Below are 20,949 nucleotides of genomic sequence, written 5' to 3' on the forward strand. Positions count from 1 at the left end.
AATCCACTCTTACCCTCTCTTCTTATCCCGTTTTTTAAACCCAGCAATACGTTTACGCTCTCGCATGACTTTGGCTTTATTTTTGATGACGGGATTTTTTTTACCTTGATATGGGTTGGCGTTTTGTTTAAATTCCACATGAAGGGGCGTGCCTTCTAATTTAAATACCTCACGATAGATATTTTCAAGATAACGCTGATAGCTCTTTGGCAGACTGCTTGTTTGGTTGCCATGAATGACAATGACAGGTGGATTATGACCGCCTAAGTGAGCATAACGAAGTTTGATACGGCGACCACTCACCATTGGCGGTTGATGGGCCGCCACAGCATCTTGCAAAATCTGCGTAAGACGAGATGTGGACACCTTAAACATGGACGCATCGTACGCCTTATGGATGGATGGATACAGATTACCCACACCATTGCCATACAAGGCAGAAATCAAATGAATCTTAACCCATGGGATAAAGTGAAAACGTCTGTCCATTTCAATTTTGACACTGTCTTTTTGGTCCTGAGTGAGATTATCCCACTTATTAATGGCAATCACAATCGCCCGTCCTGCATCTAAGGCATAGCCGAGCATATGTAAATCTTGGTCCACAACGCCCTCATGAGCATCAATCACCAACACAACCACATTCGCATCTTTGATGGCCTGCAAGGTTTTGATGACACTAAATTTTTCCACTTTCTCATCAATACGCCCACGCCGTCTTACCCCTGCGGTATCAATGAGTGTATAAGTCCGCTCCTCTCGCTCAAAAGGGATATAAATGCTGTCTCTGGTTGTGCCTGGCATATCAAACACCACAACACGCTCCTCACCCAAAAGGCGATTGACCAGCGTGGATTTGCCCACATTCGGGCGACCGATGATCGCCAATTTTAAGCCATCTGCCTTGGAATCTTCAACGACTGTTTCAGGCATATCAGCGGTGATGATTTCAAGTAGGCTCGTTACGCCCTTGCCATGGCTGGCACTGGTAGGTATCGGCTCACCAAAACCCAACCCAAAAAACTCAGCAATGGACGCATCATGTACGCCATCTGTTTTGTTGGCTACCAAAAAGACAGGTTTGCCCAGCGTGTGCAAAAACCTAGCAATCTCCTCATCACTTGGGGTAAGTCCTGCTCGTGCATCCACAACAAACACAACCATGTCTGCCTCGTAAATGGCGGTGTACGATTGTGTCGCCATGTAGTCATCAATGTTACCCTTGCCATCATCAGCCTCGCCAATACCTCCTGTGTCAATGGCGATGAAAGATTTATTTTCAAAAAATACATCGCCATACTGACGGTCTCGGGTCAGTCCTGCCAAATCAGCAACTAGGGCTTGGCGGGATTTGGTGAATTGGTTAAATAGCGTGGATTTGCCGACATTGGGGCGACCTATAAGGGCAACTACGGATTTTAAGGACATGGTGTTCTCAGTTGTTATTTTATAAAACTTGCTATTTTAACATAAAATTACCAAAGTGGGGCATTTGTCAATTGCCAACTTAGAACATACCAGCAAGAAATACACCAACAGAACATCACTTCCATGCCTTAGCATACCCCTTTAAAAATCGCAAAAAAGCACTCATGGCGGACGTGGGCGACCGTCTTTTGTGAGTGTAGCACATAAATTTGCGATGAATGCTCGGTTCAACCAAAGGTCTCATGACAAGCCCATGTTGATCAACCCAGTTTTTGGCGTGAGGTAAGGTGATGGTTAATCCAAGCCCCATTTGTGCCATGCCAAGAGCCGTGGACAAAAAATTCACTTCATAATCCGCCCGAAACAGCCGAGATGACAGCTCCTTGGGCAACTCATCCATCAGCCTTTGGGTAAAATTGCCCCGCAAAGTAATGACGTGTTCGTGCTCAAGCTCGCCCCAAGCGATGTGCGGTCGGTCGGCAAGGACATGCGTGGCAGGTAATACCGCATGAAAAGGCGATTCAAACAACTCATCTGCCAAAATGTCTGACCCAAGCGTACGTTCAGGCCCAATGCCAATATCAGCATCAAGCGACTGCACACGACTGATGACTTCTTCGATAGAGCAGTCAAGTAGCGTAACCTGCACGCTAGGATAAGCCGTGCGAAACTTCTGAATCAGGCGTGGCATACCCGATGCGGCAAGTTGCTGGGAGACGGCAAGACGGATTTTGCCTTGATGAAAGTCCTTTAAATCGTGCGTTTCGTGGTCAAACAGTCGCACTTCGTCCAAAATCCGCCGTGCGTGTGGGAGTAGTCGCTCGCCTGCATCTGATAAGTGGATTTGGCGGGTGGTGCGGTCAAAGAGCTTGACATCAAGCTGTTTTTCCATTTCTTTGATAAGTCCGCTCAAAGATGATTGAGTCAAAAAAAGCTCATCGCCTGCCTTGGTAAAGCTTTTGCAATCGGCAATCATCACAAAGGCTCTAAGCTGTCGCAACGAAACACTCATTGGATTTTCCCATAAATAAATTAAAAAAATGATTTGTACAACACTTGTCCTTATTTTATGATAACTGTCATAAGTTAGCAACAACTTATTAGCTTTAGCATTTATTTTAATTTTTGTGAAACGGAGTCTCACATGAAAGATTTATTTGAAAACCCAATGGGTCTAAACGGCTTTGAATTTGTGGAATTTGCGTCCCCCACGCCCAATTTTTTGGAGCCGATTTTTGAGAAAATGGGATTTAGCTTGGTTGCCAAACACCGCTCAAAGGACGTGCTACTGTATCGCCAAGGCGACATCAATTTCATCATCAATAATGAACCAAAAAGCCATGCCTACTATTTTGCCAAAGAACATGGGGCGTGTGCGTGTGGCATGGCATTTCGGGTCAAAGATGCTCACAAGGCATACAAGCGTGCCTTAGAGCTTGGAGCAGAACCCATTGACATTCCCACATCCGTCATGGAACTAAGACTGCCTGCCATTAAAGGCATTGGTGGGGCGCCTTTGTATCTGATTGACCGTTATGAAGACGGCAAATCCATTTATGACATTGATTTTGAATTTATTGATGGTGTGGACAAGCACCCTGTGGGCTATGGCTTTAAAGTGGTTGACCACTTAACGCACAATGTCTATCGTGGACGTATGAACTACTGGGCGGACTTTTATGAAAGGCTGTTTAATTTTAAAGAAATTCGCTATTTTGACATCAAAGGCGAATACACAGGGCTTGCCAGCCGAGCCATGACCGCCCCAGACGGCAAAATCCGCATTCCTTTGAATGAAGAATCCAAGCAAGGGGGTGGACAAATCGAAGAATATCTCATGGCATTTGGCGGAGAAGGCATTCAGCACATCGCCCTACTTAGCGATGACCTGCTCCCTGCCATCGATGCCTTGCGTGAAGCGGGTATACCGCTAATGACCGCTCCGCCTGATACCTATTATGAGATGATTGATGAGCGACTGCCCAATCATGGCGAGAACATCGCCGAGCTACAAAGCCGTGGCATACTCTTGGACGGCACGACAGATGGCGGACACCCACGCCTGCTTTTGCAAATTTTTTCAGAAACCCAGCTTGGCCCTGTGTTTTTTGAATTCATTCAGCGTAAGGGCGACTACAAAGATGGCTTTGGCGAAGGCAATTTTAAAGCACTCTTTGAAAGCTTGGAGCGAGACCAAATCCGCCGTGGCACGCTTGATGCCAAAACTGCCTAACTGCCCAAAAAGGAGCGAGCATGACCACATTAACCCAAGGCGTACACCATGTCGCCTATCGCTGTCGTGATGCCAAACAGACTGTTTTATGGTATCAAAAGCACCTAAACATGGACTTTGTGCTTGCCATTGCCGAAGACAAAGTACCGTCCACAGGCGAGAGCGACCCTTATATGCACGTCTTTTTGGACGCAGGCGGGGGCAATATTTTGGCGTTTTTTGAGTTGCCTACCCGTCCTGAGATGGGGCGAGATGAGAATACACCCATTTGGACTCAGCATTTGGCATTGAAGGTCAAAGACATGGACACCCTGCTTGACACCAAAGATAGGCTCATCAAAGACGGCATTGACGTGCTAGGACCTGTCAATCATACGCTGTTTTATTCCATTTACTTTTTTGACCCAAGCGGTCATCGTATTGAGCTTGCTTGTGATGTAACAACCGACAAAATGAGCCGTGCTTTGGATAAGGTTAAATGGGAGATGCTAAACGAATGGGCGGACACCAAAAAAGCCCCAAAACACGCCCAATGGGTGCATGACGGCACCGAACCGCCTGATGTGTAGGGCGTTGTAAGTGGTGGACTTGTTAGGGCGAATGCCTACCCCTTTGTAGGCAATTGATTTGGGCGAATTGCAATTCGCCCTTACAATCCAAAAACAATCATTGGAAAGTCAAAAGTTGCCATTTTGAGTTGAGTTTGAAGTAAATGGCTAAATAAAAAGGAAATCTATGAAACTTGCTACATTAAGACAACACAACAACACCCCCTTTGGCAGAGATGGCAGACTGGTGGTGGTAAGTCATGATTTGAGTCGCTGTTTGTTTTGTGATGAGATTGCCACATTACAAGATGCCCTTGACGACTGGGCAAATAGTGAGCCAATCTTACAAAATATTTATAAAAAACTAAACGATGATGATGGCGTGGGTATGCCCTTTGTTGTCAAAGATTGCCATTCGCCCCTGCCTAGAGCTTATGGCTGGGCGGACGGCTCGGCATATCTAAACCATGTGGAGCTGGTGCGAAAAGCCCGTAATTCAGAAGTGCCTGAGTCCTTTTATGATGACCCTCTCATGTATCAAGGTGGTTCGGACAGCTTTATCGCCCCCACCGATGAGATTTTGGCACAGCCTGAATGGGGCATTGACTTTGAAGCTGAGGTTGTCGTTGTTAGCACTGACATTAAACAAGGGGCAAGCCCTGATGTGGCAGGAGGTGCAATTGCACTCATTGGGCTTGTCAATGATGTCTCACTGCGTGATCTCATCCCAAATGAGCTTGCCAAAGGCTTTGGTTTTTTGCAGTCCAAGCCTGCGTCTGCTTTTAGCCCTGTCTTTGTAACGCCTGATGAGCTTGAGGACGCTTGGGCGGATTATAAGGTGCATTTGCCTTTGAATGTGGAGCTAAATGGCGATTTGTTTGGTTGCCCCAATGCAGGCGTGGACATGACCTTTGATTTTGCTCGCCTACTCAGCCATTTGGCAAAAACACGTGATGTTCAGGCAGGGACGATTGTCGGCTCGGGGACGGTGTCCAACAAGCAAGGCAATCTGTACGGCTCATCGGTAAAAAATGGCGGTGTGGGCTACTGCTGTATTGCCGAAGTGCGAATGTATGAGAGCATTGAGACAGGCAAGCCACAGACCGAATTTTTGGACAATGGCGACACCGTCAAGATTTATATGAATGACAAAGACGGTAAGAGTATCTTTGGAGAGATTGTCAATCGAGTAAATACAGTTTATTAACATGATGTTTTTATAATGTGCATTTGGTTGGAGTTGTGGAGTCGGGGGAGTGCGTAATAATTTTAACGCTCTTTGACTGTACAAATCCGCCAAATTAACAATTTACCCCAACTACAAAACAAACAACATAACCAGCACAAGGCGTGCGATGGGCAATTGGGCATTCACAGACATGGCAACGACATTGCCAAATCTGTTGTATAATACCCCTTTGCCAAACCCAAAGGATATACCATGAACAAACACACCACCCAATCCCACCATGACGACACCCTTTTAACCCTAAGCCATGCCCAAGCGGTAGTGATTGCCATAACTGCCATTATCATTTTGGGCGTTACGATGATAGCATGGGGCTTTGTGCCGCATTTGTCCTTGCTTGTGGTGATATTGGGCTTACTCATGTTTGGGTTTAGTCGGCGTATCGCCTTTGATGATATGCAGGAGCGTATGATAGCAGGCGTGTCCACAGGCATGGGGGCGATTTATCTGTTTTCGTTCATTGGGCTACTGGTGTCCGCTCTTATGATGAGTGGGGCGATTCCAACTTTGATTTATTATGGTTTTAATGTCTTGTCGCCCCAGATGTTTTATTTGTCCGCCTTTATTTTGGCGAGTGTGATTGGTGTGGCACTCGGTAGTGGGTTTACCACTTGTGCGACTGTGGGCGTGGCGTTTTTGGGTATGACCGAAGCCTTTAACGCCAACCCTGCCATCGTCGCAGGGGCGGTGGTCTCGGGGGCGTTGTTTGGCGATAAGATGTCGCCTTTGTCCGACACGACAAGCATTGCCGCCAGTATCGTGGGCATTGACCTATTTGACCACATCAAAAACATGATGTACACAACCATACCTGCTTGGCTTATCTCGGCGGTGGTGTTTTTTGTGCTGTCGGGCGATGGCGGTGCTGATTTGGCGGACGTGGCGGTGTTGCAGGAAAATCTTGTGGCAAGTGGTTTGGTGCATGGCTATGCTCTTATTCCCTTTGCCGTGCTGATTGCTCTTGCTGTCATGCGAGTGAATGCCATTTATGCCATATCGGCAACCATTGTCGTATCGCTTATCATCACTTATATCCATAGCTCGCCAAGTCTTGGTCAGTTGGGTGGGTGGTTTTTTGCAGGGTATCAGCCTGCCGAAGGCTTGGAGCTTGGCGATGTGGGACGATTGGTGTCAAGGGGTGGTTTAGAGAGTATGTTTTTTAGCCAACTTCTTGTGATTTTGGCGTTGAGCTTGGGCGGACTCTTGCACGCTTTGGGGGTATTGCCTGCCTTGTTGTCCGCCATTCGTCATCTGTTGACTCGTGCCAGTCGTGCGGTATTGGCAGCGTCTTTGACGGCATTTGGGGTTAATTTTTTGGTGGGTGAGCAGTATTTGAGCCTACTATTATCAGGCAATGCTTTCGCCCCTGAGTTCAAACGCTTAGGTCTACACCCCAAAAACTTAGCTCGCACGATAGAAGACTCGGGCACGGTCATCAATCCTTTGGTGCCGTGGGGTGTGTATGGGGTGTTTTTGGCAGGGGTGTTTGGTATGCCTGTGCTGGACTATGTGCCGTATGCGGTGTTTTGTTATAGTTGTCTATTTTTGACGTTATTTTTTGGGTTTACAGGGATTACGATTACAAGGGTTGAACCGACACAGGAGACATGATGAAACTTTATACTTATTTTCGCTCATCGGCAAGCTATCGGGTGCGGATTGCCTTGCACCTAAAAGGCTTGGATTTTGAAAGTGTGCCAATTCATCTCGTCAAAGGCGAGCAGGGCGGGGCGGAGTATCTTGTCAAAAACCCCCAAGGGCTTGTCCCTGCTCTTGATGTGGGCGGTCGTATCATCACGCAGTCGCTTGCAATTTTGGATTATTTGGAAAACACCTACCCTGCCACGCCCCTACTGCCCCATAACCCCCTTGACCGTGCAAATGTGTGGGCGGTGTGTCAGATGATAGCGTGCGACACGCACCCGCTCAACAATCTTAAAGTTTTAAAGTATTTGCAACAACGCCTAGCCATCAGTGATGATGACAAGCAGGCGTGGTATGCCCATTGGATACACGAAAACTTTGCCCCGCTTGAAAAACTGCTACAAAAGACGGCAGGCAACTGCTGTTTTGGCGATACGCCCACGCTTGCCGATTGTGTGCTGATACCACAGGTGTATAATGCCAAACGCTTTGGGGTGGACTTGTCCGCTTACCCAACCATTACCGCCATCGATGAGTATTGCAACACCTTGCCTGCCTTTATTAAGGCACATCCGAGCGAGCAGGTGGATTGTATAAAATAACTAAAAGGAGTTTTTATGAAAAAAATTTATGACAACGCCCAATCCGCCCTTGCTGATATTGTGGCGGACGGTCAAACCATTGCCGTGGGTGGGTTTGGACTGTGCGGTATCCCCGAAGCTCTTATCTCGGCTCTAAGAGACACAGGCGTAAAAAACTTAACCTGTATCAGTAATAACGCAGGCGTGGACGATTTTGGGCTTGGGCTACTTCTACAAACCCGCCAAATCAAAAAAATGATAGCGTCTTATGTCGGCGAAAACAAAGAATTTGAACGCCAATTTTTGTCAGGCGAGCTTGAAGTGGAGCTAACCCCACAAGGCACACTTGCCGAAAAACTTCGTGCAGGCGGTGCAGGCATTCCTGCTTTTTTTACCAAAACAGGCGTGGGGACAAAGGTTGCCGAAGGTAAAGAAGTGCGTGAGCTTGACGGGGTAGAATATCTCATGGAACGCTCGCTTGTCGCTGATGTGTCGCTTGTTAAGGCGTATAAAGCGGACAAAATGGGCAATCTGATTTTTAGAAAAACCGCCCGTAACTTCAACCCCGATGTCGCCACCGCAGGTAAAATTACGGTCGTGGAAGTCGAAGAGCTTGTGGAGACAGGTGAGCTTGACCCCGATGAGATTCATCTGTCGGGCATTTATGTACATCGTATCGTGATTAATGCCACACCCGAAAAACGCATCGAACAACGCACCATTAGACAACAGTCATAGGGGGAAATCATGGCTTGGACAAGAGAGCAAATGGCACAGCGTGCCAGTTTGGAATTGCAAGACGGTTATTATGTCAATTTGGGCATTGGTTTGCCGACATTGGTTGCCAATCATATCCCAGACGGCATGACGGTCATGCTCCAATCAGAAAATGGACTTTTGGGCATTGGGGCATTCCCCACCGAGAGCGAGATTGATGCCGATTTAATCAATGCAGGTAAACAAACGGTAACCACTCAAAAGGGAGCGAGTTTTTTTAGCTCATCGCAATCTTTTGGCATGATACGGGGCGGTAAGGTCAATCTTGCCATTTTGGGGGCAATGGAAGTGTCCGAAAAGGGCGACCTTGCCAACTGGATGATACCAAACAAAATGGTCAAGGGCATGGGTGGAGCAATGGATTTGGTGGCAGGTGTTCGGTATGTCATTGCACTCATGGAACAGGTCAATAAGCATGGCGAACCGAAGATTTTGCCCGAGTGCCAACTGCCCCTGACGGGTAAGGGCGTGGTCAATCGCATCATCACCGAACTTGGGGTGTATGACGTTACCGATAAGGGGCTTGTTTTGGTGGAGCTGGCGGACGGGGTAACGTTTGATGATGTGCAAAAGGTAACGCCTGTTACAGTACATCAAAAGGTTTAACCTACTAACAAAAGAGAAAATAAGGGGATGATATTTCTCACCCCTTTATTTTTTATTTTCTTGGTATTTTGTGCACCATTAGAACTGCCACACCGCAACCAAGCCTTCACTGCTTTGGGTGTATAAACGGTTTTCTACTACTTGCAAACTGGTTAGCTGCCCTTTGGTGCTTGTACGGCTAATGATTCTACCTGCATTGTCAAAGACATGCACCACGCCATCTAAATCACCCACCGCCACATGACTGCCGATGGTAACAGGGTTGGTCAGGCGACGATATTTTAATTCACTATTTTCCCACAAGACATCGCCTGTCATCGCATCAAAGGCAACCACGTCGCCATGAATGCTTGTGCCAATGAGCTGATTACCCAACAGAGCAGGAGATTTGGTGCTGGCAAGCTCGCTAACAAATAGAGTACGTCCTGCACTCATGTCAAACCCAGTCAACTGTCCGCTATAACTTGGTACATACAGATATTGACCTGCCACCAGTGGCGTGCCATCAACATCGCTCATGCGGTGGACTTGACTGCCACCGACCGCACGCCCCACCCGACGTGTCCACAGCGGTGTGCCTGCCTGTGGGTTGATGGCATGAATACGTCCATCTGCCGTGCCAAATAGTGCCGTGTTAGCATCCAAGCTGATGGGTGTTGCCGCACCACGCACGCTGACGGCAGGGTTTTGGGTGCTAAATTGCCACACTTGACTGCCATCATTGGCATTTAGAGCATAAATCACGCCATCGTTGGCAGAGACCATCACACGACCACTGCCGATAAGAGCAGGAGCAAGTGACGAGCTGGGCAAGCTTCGCTCCCACACCACGCTCCCTGTCGCTCCATCAAGTGCCACCACTTTACCCGAGCGAGTGCCAACCACCACAAGTCTACCATCGGTTGCCACGCCACTACTGATGACATCGCCAACATTTACCGACCATGTCTGAGCATTGCCAGCAAAGGCACTGACCACACCTGTGCGACTGGCAGCGATGAGTGTACCACCCACAGAAGCCACTTGCAAATCCACCACGTCTTTTTTATTGGCGTTGCTACCCTTAAAACGTCCACCTGCTTGGGGCAATGAAAAACTGGCGACTTTATTTAAAACTACCACTTCATTATCAATCTTGACCAGTTTGGCAGGTTTATTCTCAGGAGCTTTACTGCGACTAAAACGGTCGCACCCTGTGGCAGTCAGTGCCAATACCGCCACACTTGCCACAGCCAAAGGTTTGGTGATGTGCTTCATACGAATCCTTATTTGATTTGAATTTGATTATGGTTAATACATCAGTTAAAACGCATTAATTTTAGCAAAGTTTTGTTTATCATGCGTTGATAAATGGTGTGTTTGTATTGCCACTTTGTGTCATCACTCGCCACCGCCCTGCACAGTCTCACTCTCATTTGACAGTACATCATTTGCACCCACTGTTTGGGCATTGGCACTTGTCACGTCCGCATCAGCTTGGACTGGCGTTGCCACCACTTGGTGTTTGGGTGTGATGGGCGTTGGGGTCATGCCCAGTGCTTGCATTTTTAGGCTAAGCAGTGAGCGACTCTCGCCGCGCTCGGTCAGTCCATCCCATGCCAACTGATAGGCTTGCTTGGCATTGTCATTATCATTTTTTAAGACGTAAATATCCCCTAGAAGTTCTTGCTTTGAGCTCTCGAACGCCTTAGGAAACTCACCATTAACCACCGTCAAAGCCTCATCGGCATTACCTGCCGCCAATAATGACTGCCCCAGTCTTAGCTGAGTGATTGCGGTCAGTCCCTCATCATCCAAATCTATCTGACTTGCCTGTTTTAGGGTTGTCGCCGCCTCGGTGTGCTGACCGTTATCCGACTGATGGCGTGCCTTTATCATGAGAGCCTGCCATGCATAAGCGGTCTTGCCATGATTCGCCACAAGTTTATCAATATCAGCAAACAAAGCCTGTTGGTCCCTGGCTAATGCTTCTTTATCAGCTTGATGGACAAACACATCATTTTTCTCGGTGATTAGCGTGTAGCTATCGGCTGCCGCCGTGTCAATTTTGGCATAGTTTTTTTGATAAAAATCCCAGCCAAAATACCCTGCCAACACCAAAATCACCGCCCACACGATTTTGTTGCCGTGCTGTTTTAGGGCGGACATGGCTTGTTTGTCATTTACTATCAGTTCATCGCTCATCTGCTAACTCTTAAAAATGCTTTTTAATGTTAAATCCAGTGTTATCAATGATTTAAAAGTCGTTAAATTGTCAACCAAACCATTAAACTTTTATAACACCGACAATTTTAATCACAAATCTTATTCAACTTACTCAAAATCAAAATCCGTCATCGCACGGCTTGTCTGCTCCCCTGTCGCCATATTTTTGACCGATAGGGTTTGATTGGCAACTTCATCATCGCCGATAATCACGGTAAATTTCGCCCCCGACTTGTCCGCCTTTTTCATTTGCGATTTTAGGCTGGTGGCGGACGCCATTTTGACACGCAAGTTAGGGCGGTATGTGCGTAGCTCATTGGCGTATAGCACGGCATTCATATACACGTTTTCGCTTGCCACGACAAACACATCGCAGTCGGCAGTATCGGCAATCGGGTTTACGGTTTCTATCAGCAACATCAAGCGTTCAAGCCCCATGGCAAAGCCCACCGCAGGTTCGCTCTGCTCAGGCTTACTCTTGACGATGCCAACAAGCCCGTCATAACGCCCGCCACCGCACACAGTCGCCTGTGAGCCTAGTTTGTCCGTTACCCATTCAAAGACGGTTTTGTTATAGTAGTCAAGCCCACGCACAAGTTTTTGGTTGATGACAAAATCAATGCCAAGCGTGTGTAGGTAGTTTTGCACCTGCTCAAAATGCAAACGACTCTCCTCACCCAAAAAGTCAGACAACTTAGGCGCACCAAGCAAAATCGCCTGTGTCTGTTCATCCTTGCTGTCAAGCACTCGCAAAGGATTGGTGCTGACACGGCGTTGGCTGTCATCATCAAGTCCATCAAAATGAGCAGTCAGATATTCAACCAATGCTGTTTTATAAGCGATACGCTCATGAGCCTCACCAAGCGTGTTAAGCTCCAAGCTTACATGCTCAAAAACCCCAAGCCGTCTCCACATCATCGCCGTCATCGCAATCAGTTCAGCATCAGCATCAGGCAGCGGTGAACCGATGCTCTCTACCCCAAGCTGGGTAAACTGACGATATCGTCCTTTTTGTGGACGTTCATAGCGAAACATGGCTCCCATATACCATAATTTTGGTGTATCGCCACGGGTCAGATTATGTTCTACTACCGCACGCACGCACCCTGCCGTTCCCTCGGGGCGTAGTGTAAATGATTTTTCATTCTCGTCTTTGCCTGTATTTTGATTGCCATGCACCACACCAAACATCTCTTTTTCGACAATGTCGGTCGCCTCGCCCACACCACGAGCAAACAAATCTGTACTCTCTACCATAGGCAGACGAATTTGACCAAATCCATAGGCATCCAACACTTGCATCAAAATATGCTCTACCTCTCGCCATTTGGCGGATTCGGCTGGCAAAATGTCATTAAAGCCACGGATGGCGGTAAGTTTAGTCATATTTTTTCCCAAATCAGTTTTATCAAAAAGATATTTCAATTTATATTAAATCTCTTTCCAAACTAAAAATAAACCCTTATAAGTATTGGGGTTGAAGTTTTTAAAAATCCATAAAAATCAGGGTTTGGAAAGAAGTCTATTACAACATCATTTTCGTTATTAGTTAAAAACTAAAACCACTTTTTAAATATTTTTTGATAAGTGCCATCACTTTTCATATCTAGGATGTGCTTATTCATGTCATTCATCATGTCCACATTTTCTTTATTTATCAAAAATCCATAAGATTGTTGTGGATAATCATAATCAATGGAAAAATATAAAGGGTCTTTTTTTGTTGAATATTTTGAATAAAAATAAGGCATGGCAACAGAATTACCAATGGCAATTTTAACATCATCTCTTAAAAGAGCCTGCACAGAAATCCAATCACTGACCGTATAATCTATGTTGGTATTGTCATGATTATTTTCATAATCTTTGACTATGGTGAATGTGGTTTGCATTGAATCTTCTTTAACAGCTGTATAATTCTTATCAATATCCTCCAATTTCTTGATTTTGGGATTTTTGCTCAGTAAAGTTATTGGATAAACATCCAAATAAGAGTTGGTCATATTATATTTTTGAGTTCGTTCTTTGCTAATCTCAATACCTGCAATCATGTCTATCTCTTTATCATTCATGCCATTAAAAAGGTCATCTCTTGGCTGATATTCATATTGAAAATTATAATCAGAACGTTCATCTATTTCTTTTAAAATGTCATACTCAAAACCTTGAATACCCCCCTTTTCGTCAATAAAAATCAGTGGTGCATTACCAGTTGAAGATGACATAAGACCCACTTTAACATCAAGAGATGATTTTTGGGCAGATGGTTTTTGGATGGTATTGGCATCAACATTAATGCTTGATTGTTTATTTTCATCATTCTTTAATGAATTGTCAGCATTAGAACAAGAAGCCATCAATAAAGAACATGATAAAACTGTCATGAATGATGATATATTTTTTTTCATAAAATAAATTCCAAAAAGTAAGAGTCATTAAATGCACAGAAATACGAGATAAACATTTATAAATCATCGTATGATTGGGTTACATTATTGTCTTAGGGCGTTATTAAGGCATAAAATTTTATATCAATATGACCAATTAGGTGCAAAGTCATTTTATGTATGATTTGACCAAATATCATTTAAGGTTTTTTAAATTTTCCTTGAAATTTGACTGGCACCAAATAACTGATGCTCTTTAAATCCATCACCTCTGTTAAGCTATTTAAGCCCTGCATCATTTCAAGTTCTAGCAGATTTATATGCACAGGCTCTTGTGTCATCACATTTATTGTATTGTCATCCAACTTTATGATTTTAAGGGAAGCCTCGGTTTGTATTGTCTTGCCATGAAAAGAGATGGTCAATGGCTGTACTTTACTTGCTTCTTCATGAACACCAAGAGCATTTATCCAGTCATGATCCATTTGGGATTGAATCTCTACCTTTGGAAATCTTGCTGTCTCAAAAAGCCATTCTTTAATTCTTTGGTCTCTGATAGAGATGTCTGTATCAACACTGTCAAGCTCTATCTCCATTTTTAGGTTACCTTGCTTATCCAAATAGCCAGAATAGGTATTAAAAACACCCTCCTCGACAATGTCATTATCATTCTTATCGGTCTTTGTGCTATAAAATCTAATGTCCGCCTCTTCTAAAATCCAATGAGATAAGGCATTTGACTTCTCTGTCATTTGGACACCATGCGGGGGGTTACTCTCCACAGCAGGCTGTTCGGCAAAATTTTCTTCTTTGGCACAACCATACATGCCAAATGATAGGATAAGAATACCCAAAACAAAAGTATGTTTCATCACATTACCTCATATAAAAACATAAAATTAAAAAAATAATCTATTAAAGTCGGCAAGAGCATTTATGTATCGGAGAATATCCATCATTAACAAATGCAAAATGCAAGCGTGCCTTAAAATGCCAAATGATAATTTTATTGAGCCACTCTAACAATCTCATTGGCTCGTTTATCTGCCAACTCTTTGGCTTTTTCACGCACCATTTGTTCTATTTCGTCCACCAAATTTTTGGTATCAATCAAATGGCTTTTTTGTCCCATTTTATACACCAGTGAATTTGGACTTGCCCCCACCACGCCAATGGTTGCTTCTTTGGCTTCCCCTGGCCCATTGACTTTACAGCCGATGACCGACAAATCAAGCGGTTCTCTGATGTCTTCTAGGCGAGATTCTAGCTCATTCATGACCTTGATGACGTCAAATTCTTGACGACTACAAGACGGACAAGCGATAAAGTTTACACCATTGGAGCGAATGTTTAGCGATTTTAAAATATCAAAACCGATTTTAATCTCCTCCTCAGGCGGACTTGCCAAGGATATTCGCATGGTATCGCCAATGCCGTCAAGCAAAAGACCGCCTAGGGCAATGGCGGATTTTACCGTGCCTGTACGATACACGCCTGCTTCGGTAACACCCAAATGCAACGGGCAATCCACCTCCGCCGAGATAAGCCGATAAGCGTCCAAGGTTAAAAAGACGTTAGACGCCTTGACCGAGATTTTGTAGTCTTGAAAGTTGAGTTTTTCTAAAATATCAATATGGCGTAATGCCGACTCCAACATGGCTTGCCCTGTCGGTTCACCATATTTTTTTTGCAAATCCTTTTCAAGCGAGCCTGCATTGACCCCAATACGGATAGGCACGTTATGATGTCTGGCACAAGCCACCACTTCACGCACCTTTTGGTCGTTGCCGATGTTACCAGGGTTAATGCGTAGGCAATCCGCCCCTACGTCCGCCACCGCTAGGGCGATTTTATAATCAAAATGAATGTCAGCGATGAGCGGAATGTTTACCTGTTTTTTGATTTGGGCGAACGCCTCCACAGACTCCATGGTAGGCGTGGATACTCTCATCAAATCCGCCCCTGCGTCCATACAGCGTCGTATCTGGGCGACTGTGGCATCCACATCGCAAGTGTTGGTGTTGGTCATGCTCTGCACGCTGATGGGGGCGTTGCCACCGATGGCGACATTACCAACCATAATTTGACGAGTGGGGCGACGTTTGATGGGACTGTGGTGCATGATAACTCGCTTATTGTAGCGTTAAAGTGGCTTTGCCATTTTGGGTATGCTCACCCAAACGAATGGGGCGTTGATTAAAATTCAAATCTACCTGTGCAGGATTGTCAATCTCAATGGTAAACGGTGTCTCGCCCTTTAACTGATAACCGCCACGAGACTGCAAGCCCTGCATCAGGACATTGCCATTTTTGTCGGTGATTTTGATGTTCACATCGCCCTTTGACCAGATGTCAATCACGCCTTGTCCTGCCACGGCTTGGGTGGTAGGTTCGCCATCATTTGTACCTAAATTTAATGCCGAACCCGACGCACCGACCGCCGCTCCTTGGGCTTGCTCGCTTGGATTTAGTATTTGTGTTTGGGCAGTTGGGTTTATTTCATCTGACCTGTCTATGGCACTGGATATGATTTTTAATAACACAAAACCAAAAATTACCAAAGCAATCACCCCTGCAATGAGCCACGGATTAAACCGCATGCCCCCACGCCCACGCTCAATCGTCCCCATGGGTGCCAGTGGTGCCTTGATGTCATTGACACTCTTGGTGCGTTTGCTCTCAGGATAGATACTCTCAAATTCTCGAGCGAATTCATCAGCATCAAGCCCCAAAAACTTGGCATAGTTCACCACAAATCCCCGAGCAAAAGCGAACTGGGGCAGAGCATCAAAATTCTCTTCTTCCATCGCCTGTACGTGGCGTTTTAGGATGTTAAGCTCGCCTGCCGCCGCATCTAGTGAGTAGCCCCGAGACGTTCTGGCACTTCTTAGCTTACCGCCAAAACCTGTGTTTGATGCTGGTTTGTCGTTGGTTTGGCTCACTGTAATGCTCCCGTTGGATTATTTAGCCATTGTTTTAGTTTTTTCGCTTCATCAGACAGTGGATACTGCGACAAAAGCTGACTGGATAATCGCTGAATTTCTTGGCGATTGTTTTGTAAAATATTTAGGCGGATGCCTTGATATATCAAGCGTGGGGGTATGGGCTGGTTGTGTAGCTGTGCCATCGCTCTTAGGTCGTCAAAATACTCTTTGGCTTTTAGCGATTCACGCCTGTTAATCAAGATGTCAATCATCTCCATCTTTGCCACGACCGCCCCACGCTCGGTTTCCATCGCTTTGTTAAACGCCGCTTCTGCCGCCGCTGGGTTGTTCATTTTAAGATAAGTCAGACCTAGGTTTTCTAATGCACCCACACGGTTACGATAGCCCAGCGTACTGCCTGCGATATTAAACTGCTCAATCGCTTCTTGATGACGTCCAAGCTCAGACAGATATACCCCATAGTTATTGCGTGCTTGGGTAAAATTCGGATCCAAGCTAATCGCCCTTTTAAAATACTCTTCGGCTTTGGCGACATTGCTGGGACTGCCCTCTATTTTGAGCAAGTTGCCCATCATATCATAAGCAGGGGCATAATTTGGCTGTGCCTCTATCGCTTCATCCAACTGTCTTTTGGCAGTATCCAGCTGTCTTTGGGCGATATACTGCCCTGCCAAAGCGGTGCGTGCTTGGGCAAGCTCCATCTTATCACGTTTACGTTGTGATGGGTCAGTACCTTGATAGACCGATGTTGTGTTTTGTGAAGTGCTTTGACAGCCCGTTAATAAAACAGCCAACGCCATCGATATGACTAAATATTTCATGACCTTACCATAATTACCATAATAAACAGTTACATAAGTCGTGCCATCTTTGCATTGATGGTGCAAGAGTCAAATCCATACTGACAACCATCCAAGACTTGCACGCTTTTGATACAAACACGGCAGACAAATAATCGCCATTCTAACAATTATCAACAATTTTTGCCAATGTTTTTGCCCTTTTCCCGCCAAAATATTGCCATTTCATCAGATTTTCACAAAAATCAATAACAACATGGGATAAAATGCCTTTATTTCACGCCCAAACACCTTTTTAACAAAGCCCTTTTTGATAAAATAAACCATCATTGGCAAATCATGCTTGACGTTTTTCAATGCTCTCTTGCCATTTTTTGGCTCGCCGTGTTCTGTCCGCCACTTGCCCAACAAGCTGACCGCACGCAGCATCAATGTCATCGCCACGAGTTTGGCGGACGGTGCAGACAAATCCTGCTTGATTTAGGATATTGCTAAACGCATGAATGCGGTTATTGCTTGAGCGTCCATAAGGAGCGTGGGCAAAGGGGTTAAAGGGGATTAAGTTGATTTTGCTTGGCAAATCCGCCAGTAGTGCCACCAATTCATGAGCGTGTTTGTCGCTGTCATTTACCCCGTGTAGCATGACATATTCAATGGTAACGTGTTTTTTGTGTCGTGGATTTTCATCATAAACATACGCCTTGGCAGCTTTTATGAGTTCAGCCAAAGGATATTTTTTATTGATGGGTACAAGTTCATTTCTTAGCTCATCATTGGGGGCGTGCAAGCTAATAGCAAGAGCGACATCAATGTCTTTTGCCAACTCATACATTTTTGGCACAATACCAGAAGTAGAAAGCGTAACTCGGCGTTTGGATAAGCCAAAGGCATGGTCATCAAGCATAAGGCTCATGCTCGCCACGACAGGGTCGTAGTTTAATAGTGGCTCGCCCATGCCCATCATCACGACATTGGTAACACGGTTTTCACGCTCGGTCGGGGCAACGCCCTGCATATAGGACTGATTGGCAACCCACAACTGCCCGATAATCTCGCTTGCGGTCAAATCCCGCTCAAAACCTTGTTTACCTGTACTACAAAATGAGCAGTCCAACGCACAGCCGACCTGACTAGATACGCACAAGGTCTTACGCCCAAACTGTTTGCCATCTTCGGCAGGGATTAGCACTGTCTCAACGAGCGAACCGCCCGCCACTTCAAACACCCATTTACGAGTACCATCTTCGCTAAACTGCTTGAATTTGACCGTGGGTGGCACAACGCACGCAACTTTATCAAGTTTCGCTTGCAAGGCTTTGGATAGGTTGGTCATCTCAAAAAAATCAGTAACGCCAAACTGATAAATCCACTTCATCACCTGAGTGGCACGAAACGACTTTTCACCCATACCCACAAAAAATTGGGAAAGTTCATCTTTTGACATGCCCAAAAGATTGGTTTTTTGGTTTTTTTTGTCAAAGGTGGTTGTATCGGGGGTGTAAACAACAGGGATTTTGGCGGTCATGGTATTGTTTTTTTAAAAATTAACCGCTTATTATACAAAAAAAATCCGATAAAGTCATGAATTTAACAGGTAATTTTGGCAAATTTTGTTATAATGACGTTTTTCATTTTCTAAACCATAAGGAAACCCCATGTACCAACTTGTCGCCATTGGTAACGCTCTTCTTGATACCGAATTTAAACTCACCGATGAGATTTTGACCCAAACAGGACTCACCAAAAGCAACATGACCCTTGCTAACACAGACGAGCAGACCGCTTTGTTTGATATTTTAAACACGCATGGGCTAACACCTGCCAAGCAAGCAGGGGGCGGTTCGGCGGGCAATACGGTGGCATGCTTTTCAGCACTGGGTGGCACGTCCTTTTACTGCTGCCGAGTGGGGCATGACAAACGTGGGGCGTTCTATCTATCCGACATGGCAAACATGGGCGTGGCGATAGACGGTAGTAAAGCCGAAGTGGCAGGGGCGACCGGTACTTGTGCGGTATTAGTTACCGATGACGGTGAACGCACCATGCAGACCAATCTGGCGGTAAGTGGCGACATTGACGAGAGCAACGTGGATTTTGATGTGTTGGCTGGGGCAAAATACCTATATCTAGAAGGCTATCTTGCCATGACTCCGTCCGTACAAAATGCCATTGGCAAACTGTGCCAAACCGCCAAAGCACAAGGGGTCAAAATCGTGGTGAGCTTTGCTGACCCTGCGGTGGTTCGCTTTGCCAAAGACGGTGTAATGGCGTGGCTTATGGACGGTGTGGACATGATATTTTGCAACATGGACGAAGCCAAACTCTTTGCCGAGACGGACGATGACATAAAGACAGCGTTCGCCTGTATGATGTCCCGCCTGCGGACGTGGTGGACACCAACGGGGCGGGCGATAACTTTGCAGGGGCGTTCTTATATGCCTTAGCACAAGGGGCGGATTATGGGGCGTGCGTGGCATTGGCAGGAGCGGTGGCAAGCCGTGTGGTGAGCCAGTTTGGGGCAAGACTACCCAAAGCAGAGTATGGTTTAATTAAACAGACGGTTTTGGGATAAATCTAAAATTTGATATGAATCTAAAAGGCGGGCAAAGTTCCGCTTTTTTAATAGGTACAAACACCATGAAAAGTCTATATTTTATCCGTCATGGCGAAAGCCTTGCCAACGCTGGTGGCACGCCCCTGCCCAATGCTGATATTCCTTTGACCGAAAAAGGACACACCCAAGCCAAAGACCGCCTTACTCATTGGCAACAGCTGGGCATACGCCCAAGCCATATTTATCATTCTGCCATGCTTCGCACACAGCAGACCGCCCTGCCCTTTTGTCGGTATTATGGCATGACCGCAAACACACTTGACCTGCTTGATGAGTTAAACACCCTTGCCTTTGATGCCATCAAAGACATCTCGGTGGACGCACGCCGTCTGATGAATACCAATTGGTGGCAAACGGCGGGACTAGATGATAGGCATGGCGTGGGAGCGGACAGCTTTGGCGAGTTCATGGGGCGGGTGGATACATTCATCGATAGGATTGATGAATTTGCTGATAATACGCTGTTTTTTGGGCATGGGATTTGGCTTGGACTGCTTGCCTATCGGCTCATGAATCTGCCTGTGCGTGATAATGCCGACATCAGGCGATTTCGTGCTTTTCAGACCGCCATGCCCATGCATAACACCGTGCTGTATCGGCTAGATGCGGCAGATGATGTGAGAAGTCTGGTGTGGACTGCCTAAATTTAGCTGTCAACAAAAAAGGCTAACCCATTGGATTAGCCTTTTATTTATGTCTATGTTTTTAGGTCGTGCTAAATCCTGCGTCTTCTACCGCACGAATCAGCTCAATCTTATCCACTTGCGTGTCGTCATACTCAATGACAGCCTGCTCTAAGGGTAGATTGACTTCCACATTTTGCACGCCTGCAATGTCATTAATGGCGTTATGCACGCTTTGCACACAGCCATCACAGGTCATGCCAAAGACTTTTAGGGTTAGGGTTTCAACTGCCATGATACGCTCCTTTG

General features: G+C 45.8%; 20 protein-coding genes and 1 pseudogene. 9 read left to right on the plus strand and 12 right to left on the minus strand.

What is annotated here, in order from left to right; genetic code table 11:
- Window positions 1–9: 9 nt before the first annotated feature.
- Together der and B5J94_RS09300 are read right to left on the minus strand one after the other, a co-directional pair.
- A complete protein-coding gene (der, locus tag B5J94_RS09295) occupies window positions 10–1,428 on the minus strand; it encodes a ribosome biogenesis GTPase Der (RefSeq protein WP_062498213.1) in 1,419 nt (472 codons plus the stop codon).
- 115 nt (window positions 1,429–1,543) lie between these two features.
- On the minus strand, window positions 1,544–2,440 hold the full coding sequence (locus B5J94_RS09300) for a LysR family transcriptional regulator (RefSeq protein WP_062498211.1): 897 nt from the start codon (window positions 2,438–2,440) through the stop codon (window positions 1,544–1,546).
- A gap of 132 nt (window positions 2,441–2,572) precedes the next feature.
- Here B5J94_RS09300 and hppD point away from each other — a divergent pair, with 132 nt between their 5' ends.
- From hppD to B5J94_RS09335, 7 genes are all read left to right on the plus strand, one after another.
- Window positions 2,573–3,661 (plus strand): 4-hydroxyphenylpyruvate dioxygenase, encoded by a 1,089-nt coding sequence (gene hppD / locus B5J94_RS09305; RefSeq protein WP_062498209.1) that lies wholly within the window; start codon window positions 2,573–2,575, stop codon window positions 3,659–3,661.
- A 20-nt stretch (window positions 3,662–3,681) separates the two neighbouring features.
- Entirely contained in the window at window positions 3,682–4,230 is a 549-nt protein-coding gene (locus tag B5J94_RS09310; protein WP_062498208.1) for a VOC family protein, read from the plus strand.
- A gap of 166 nt (window positions 4,231–4,396) precedes the next feature.
- Entirely contained in the window at window positions 4,397–5,416 is a 1,020-nt protein-coding gene (locus tag B5J94_RS09315) for a fumarylacetoacetate hydrolase family protein (RefSeq protein WP_062498206.1), read from the plus strand.
- A 234-nt stretch (window positions 5,417–5,650) separates the two neighbouring features.
- The gene (locus B5J94_RS09320; protein WP_062498204.1) at window positions 5,651–7,069 is read left to right on the plus strand and encodes a Na+/H+ antiporter NhaC family protein; all 1,419 of its coding nucleotides are present in this window, start codon (window positions 5,651–5,653) and stop codon (window positions 7,067–7,069) included.
- The gene (maiA, locus tag B5J94_RS09325) at window positions 7,069–7,704 is read left to right on the plus strand and encodes a maleylacetoacetate isomerase (RefSeq protein ID WP_062498202.1); all 636 of its coding nucleotides are present in this window, start codon (window positions 7,069–7,071) and stop codon (window positions 7,702–7,704) included. Before B5J94_RS09320 ends, maiA begins: the two co-directional genes overlap by 1 nt.
- 15 nt (window positions 7,705–7,719) lie before the next feature.
- Window positions 7,720–8,421 carry a CoA transferase subunit A gene (locus B5J94_RS09330; protein WP_062498200.1) on the plus strand — a complete coding sequence of 234 codons (702 nt, stop codon included), beginning with the start codon at window positions 7,720–7,722 and terminating at the stop codon, window positions 8,419–8,421.
- Between the two features lie 9 nt (window positions 8,422–8,430).
- Entirely contained in the window at window positions 8,431–9,066 is a 636-nt protein-coding gene (locus B5J94_RS09335; protein WP_062498198.1) for a 3-oxoacid CoA-transferase subunit B, read from the plus strand.
- Window positions 9,067–9,144: 78 nt separating this feature from the next.
- Here the strand turns inward: B5J94_RS09335 and bamB are convergent, their stop codons facing one another.
- The 9 genes from bamB to rlmN form a co-directional block, all read right to left on the minus strand.
- Window positions 9,145–10,323, minus strand: a complete 1,179-nt coding sequence (gene bamB, locus B5J94_RS09340) for an outer membrane protein assembly factor BamB (RefSeq protein ID WP_062498195.1) — start codon at window positions 10,321–10,323, stop codon at window positions 9,145–9,147.
- A 123-nt stretch (window positions 10,324–10,446) separates the two neighbouring features.
- On the minus strand, window positions 10,447–11,250 hold the full coding sequence (locus tag B5J94_RS09345) for a YfgM family protein (protein WP_062498192.1): 804 nt from the start codon (window positions 11,248–11,250) through the stop codon (window positions 10,447–10,449).
- A gap of 129 nt (window positions 11,251–11,379) precedes the next feature.
- Window positions 11,380–12,657, minus strand: coding sequence for a histidine--tRNA ligase (gene hisS, locus B5J94_RS09350; protein WP_062498248.1), 1,278 nt, complete (start codon window positions 12,655–12,657; stop codon window positions 11,380–11,382).
- Window positions 12,658–12,827: 170 nt separating this feature from the next.
- A complete protein-coding gene (locus tag B5J94_RS09355) occupies window positions 12,828–13,679 on the minus strand; it encodes a substrate-binding periplasmic protein (protein WP_062498188.1) in 852 nt (283 codons plus the stop codon).
- A 179-nt stretch (window positions 13,680–13,858) separates the two neighbouring features.
- On the minus strand, window positions 13,859–14,530 hold the full coding sequence (locus tag B5J94_RS09360) for a YceI family protein (RefSeq protein WP_062498186.1): 672 nt from the start codon (window positions 14,528–14,530) through the stop codon (window positions 13,859–13,861).
- 134 nt (window positions 14,531–14,664) lie between these two features.
- Window positions 14,665–15,780, minus strand: a complete 1,116-nt coding sequence (gene ispG / locus B5J94_RS09365) for a flavodoxin-dependent (E)-4-hydroxy-3-methylbut-2-enyl-diphosphate synthase (RefSeq protein ID WP_062498184.1) — start codon at window positions 15,778–15,780, stop codon at window positions 14,665–14,667.
- A 10-nt stretch (window positions 15,781–15,790) separates the two neighbouring features.
- Window positions 15,791–16,600, minus strand: coding sequence for a helix-turn-helix domain-containing protein (locus B5J94_RS09370; protein WP_062498182.1), 810 nt, complete (start codon window positions 16,598–16,600; stop codon window positions 15,791–15,793).
- Window positions 16,597–17,490: a type IV pilus biogenesis/stability protein PilW gene (gene pilW / locus B5J94_RS09375; RefSeq protein WP_143821955.1), complete on the minus strand. Its 894-nt coding sequence runs from the start codon at window positions 17,488–17,490 to the stop codon at window positions 16,597–16,599. The genes B5J94_RS09370 and pilW overlap by 4 nt, the downstream gene beginning before the upstream one ends.
- Window positions 17,491–17,740: 250 nt before the next feature.
- A complete protein-coding gene (gene rlmN, locus B5J94_RS09380; protein ID WP_062498178.1) occupies window positions 17,741–18,928 on the minus strand; it encodes a 23S rRNA (adenine(2503)-C(2))-methyltransferase RlmN in 1,188 nt (395 codons plus the stop codon).
- Between the two features lie 226 nt (window positions 18,929–19,154).
- Here rlmN and B5J94_RS09385 point away from each other — a divergent pair.
- Together B5J94_RS09385 and B5J94_RS09390 are read left to right on the plus strand one after the other, a co-directional pair.
- A pseudogene (locus B5J94_RS09385) lies at window positions 19,155–19,975 on the plus strand (adenosine kinase).
- 65 nt (window positions 19,976–20,040) lie between these two features.
- Window positions 20,041–20,661: a histidine phosphatase family protein gene (locus B5J94_RS09390; RefSeq protein WP_062498175.1), complete on the plus strand. Its 621-nt coding sequence runs from the start codon at window positions 20,041–20,043 to the stop codon at window positions 20,659–20,661.
- Between the two features lie 61 nt (window positions 20,662–20,722).
- Here the strand turns inward: B5J94_RS09390 and B5J94_RS09395 are convergent, their stop codons facing one another.
- Complete coding sequence (locus tag B5J94_RS09395) at window positions 20,723–20,935, minus strand: heavy-metal-associated domain-containing protein (RefSeq protein WP_062498173.1); 213 nt, start codon at window positions 20,933–20,935, stop codon at window positions 20,723–20,725.
- Window positions 20,936–20,949 lie beyond the last annotated feature (14 nt).

This window comes from Moraxella lacunata (assembly GCF_002027545.1).
Lineage (GTDB): Bacteria > Pseudomonadota > Gammaproteobacteria > Pseudomonadales > Moraxellaceae > Moraxella > Moraxella lacunata.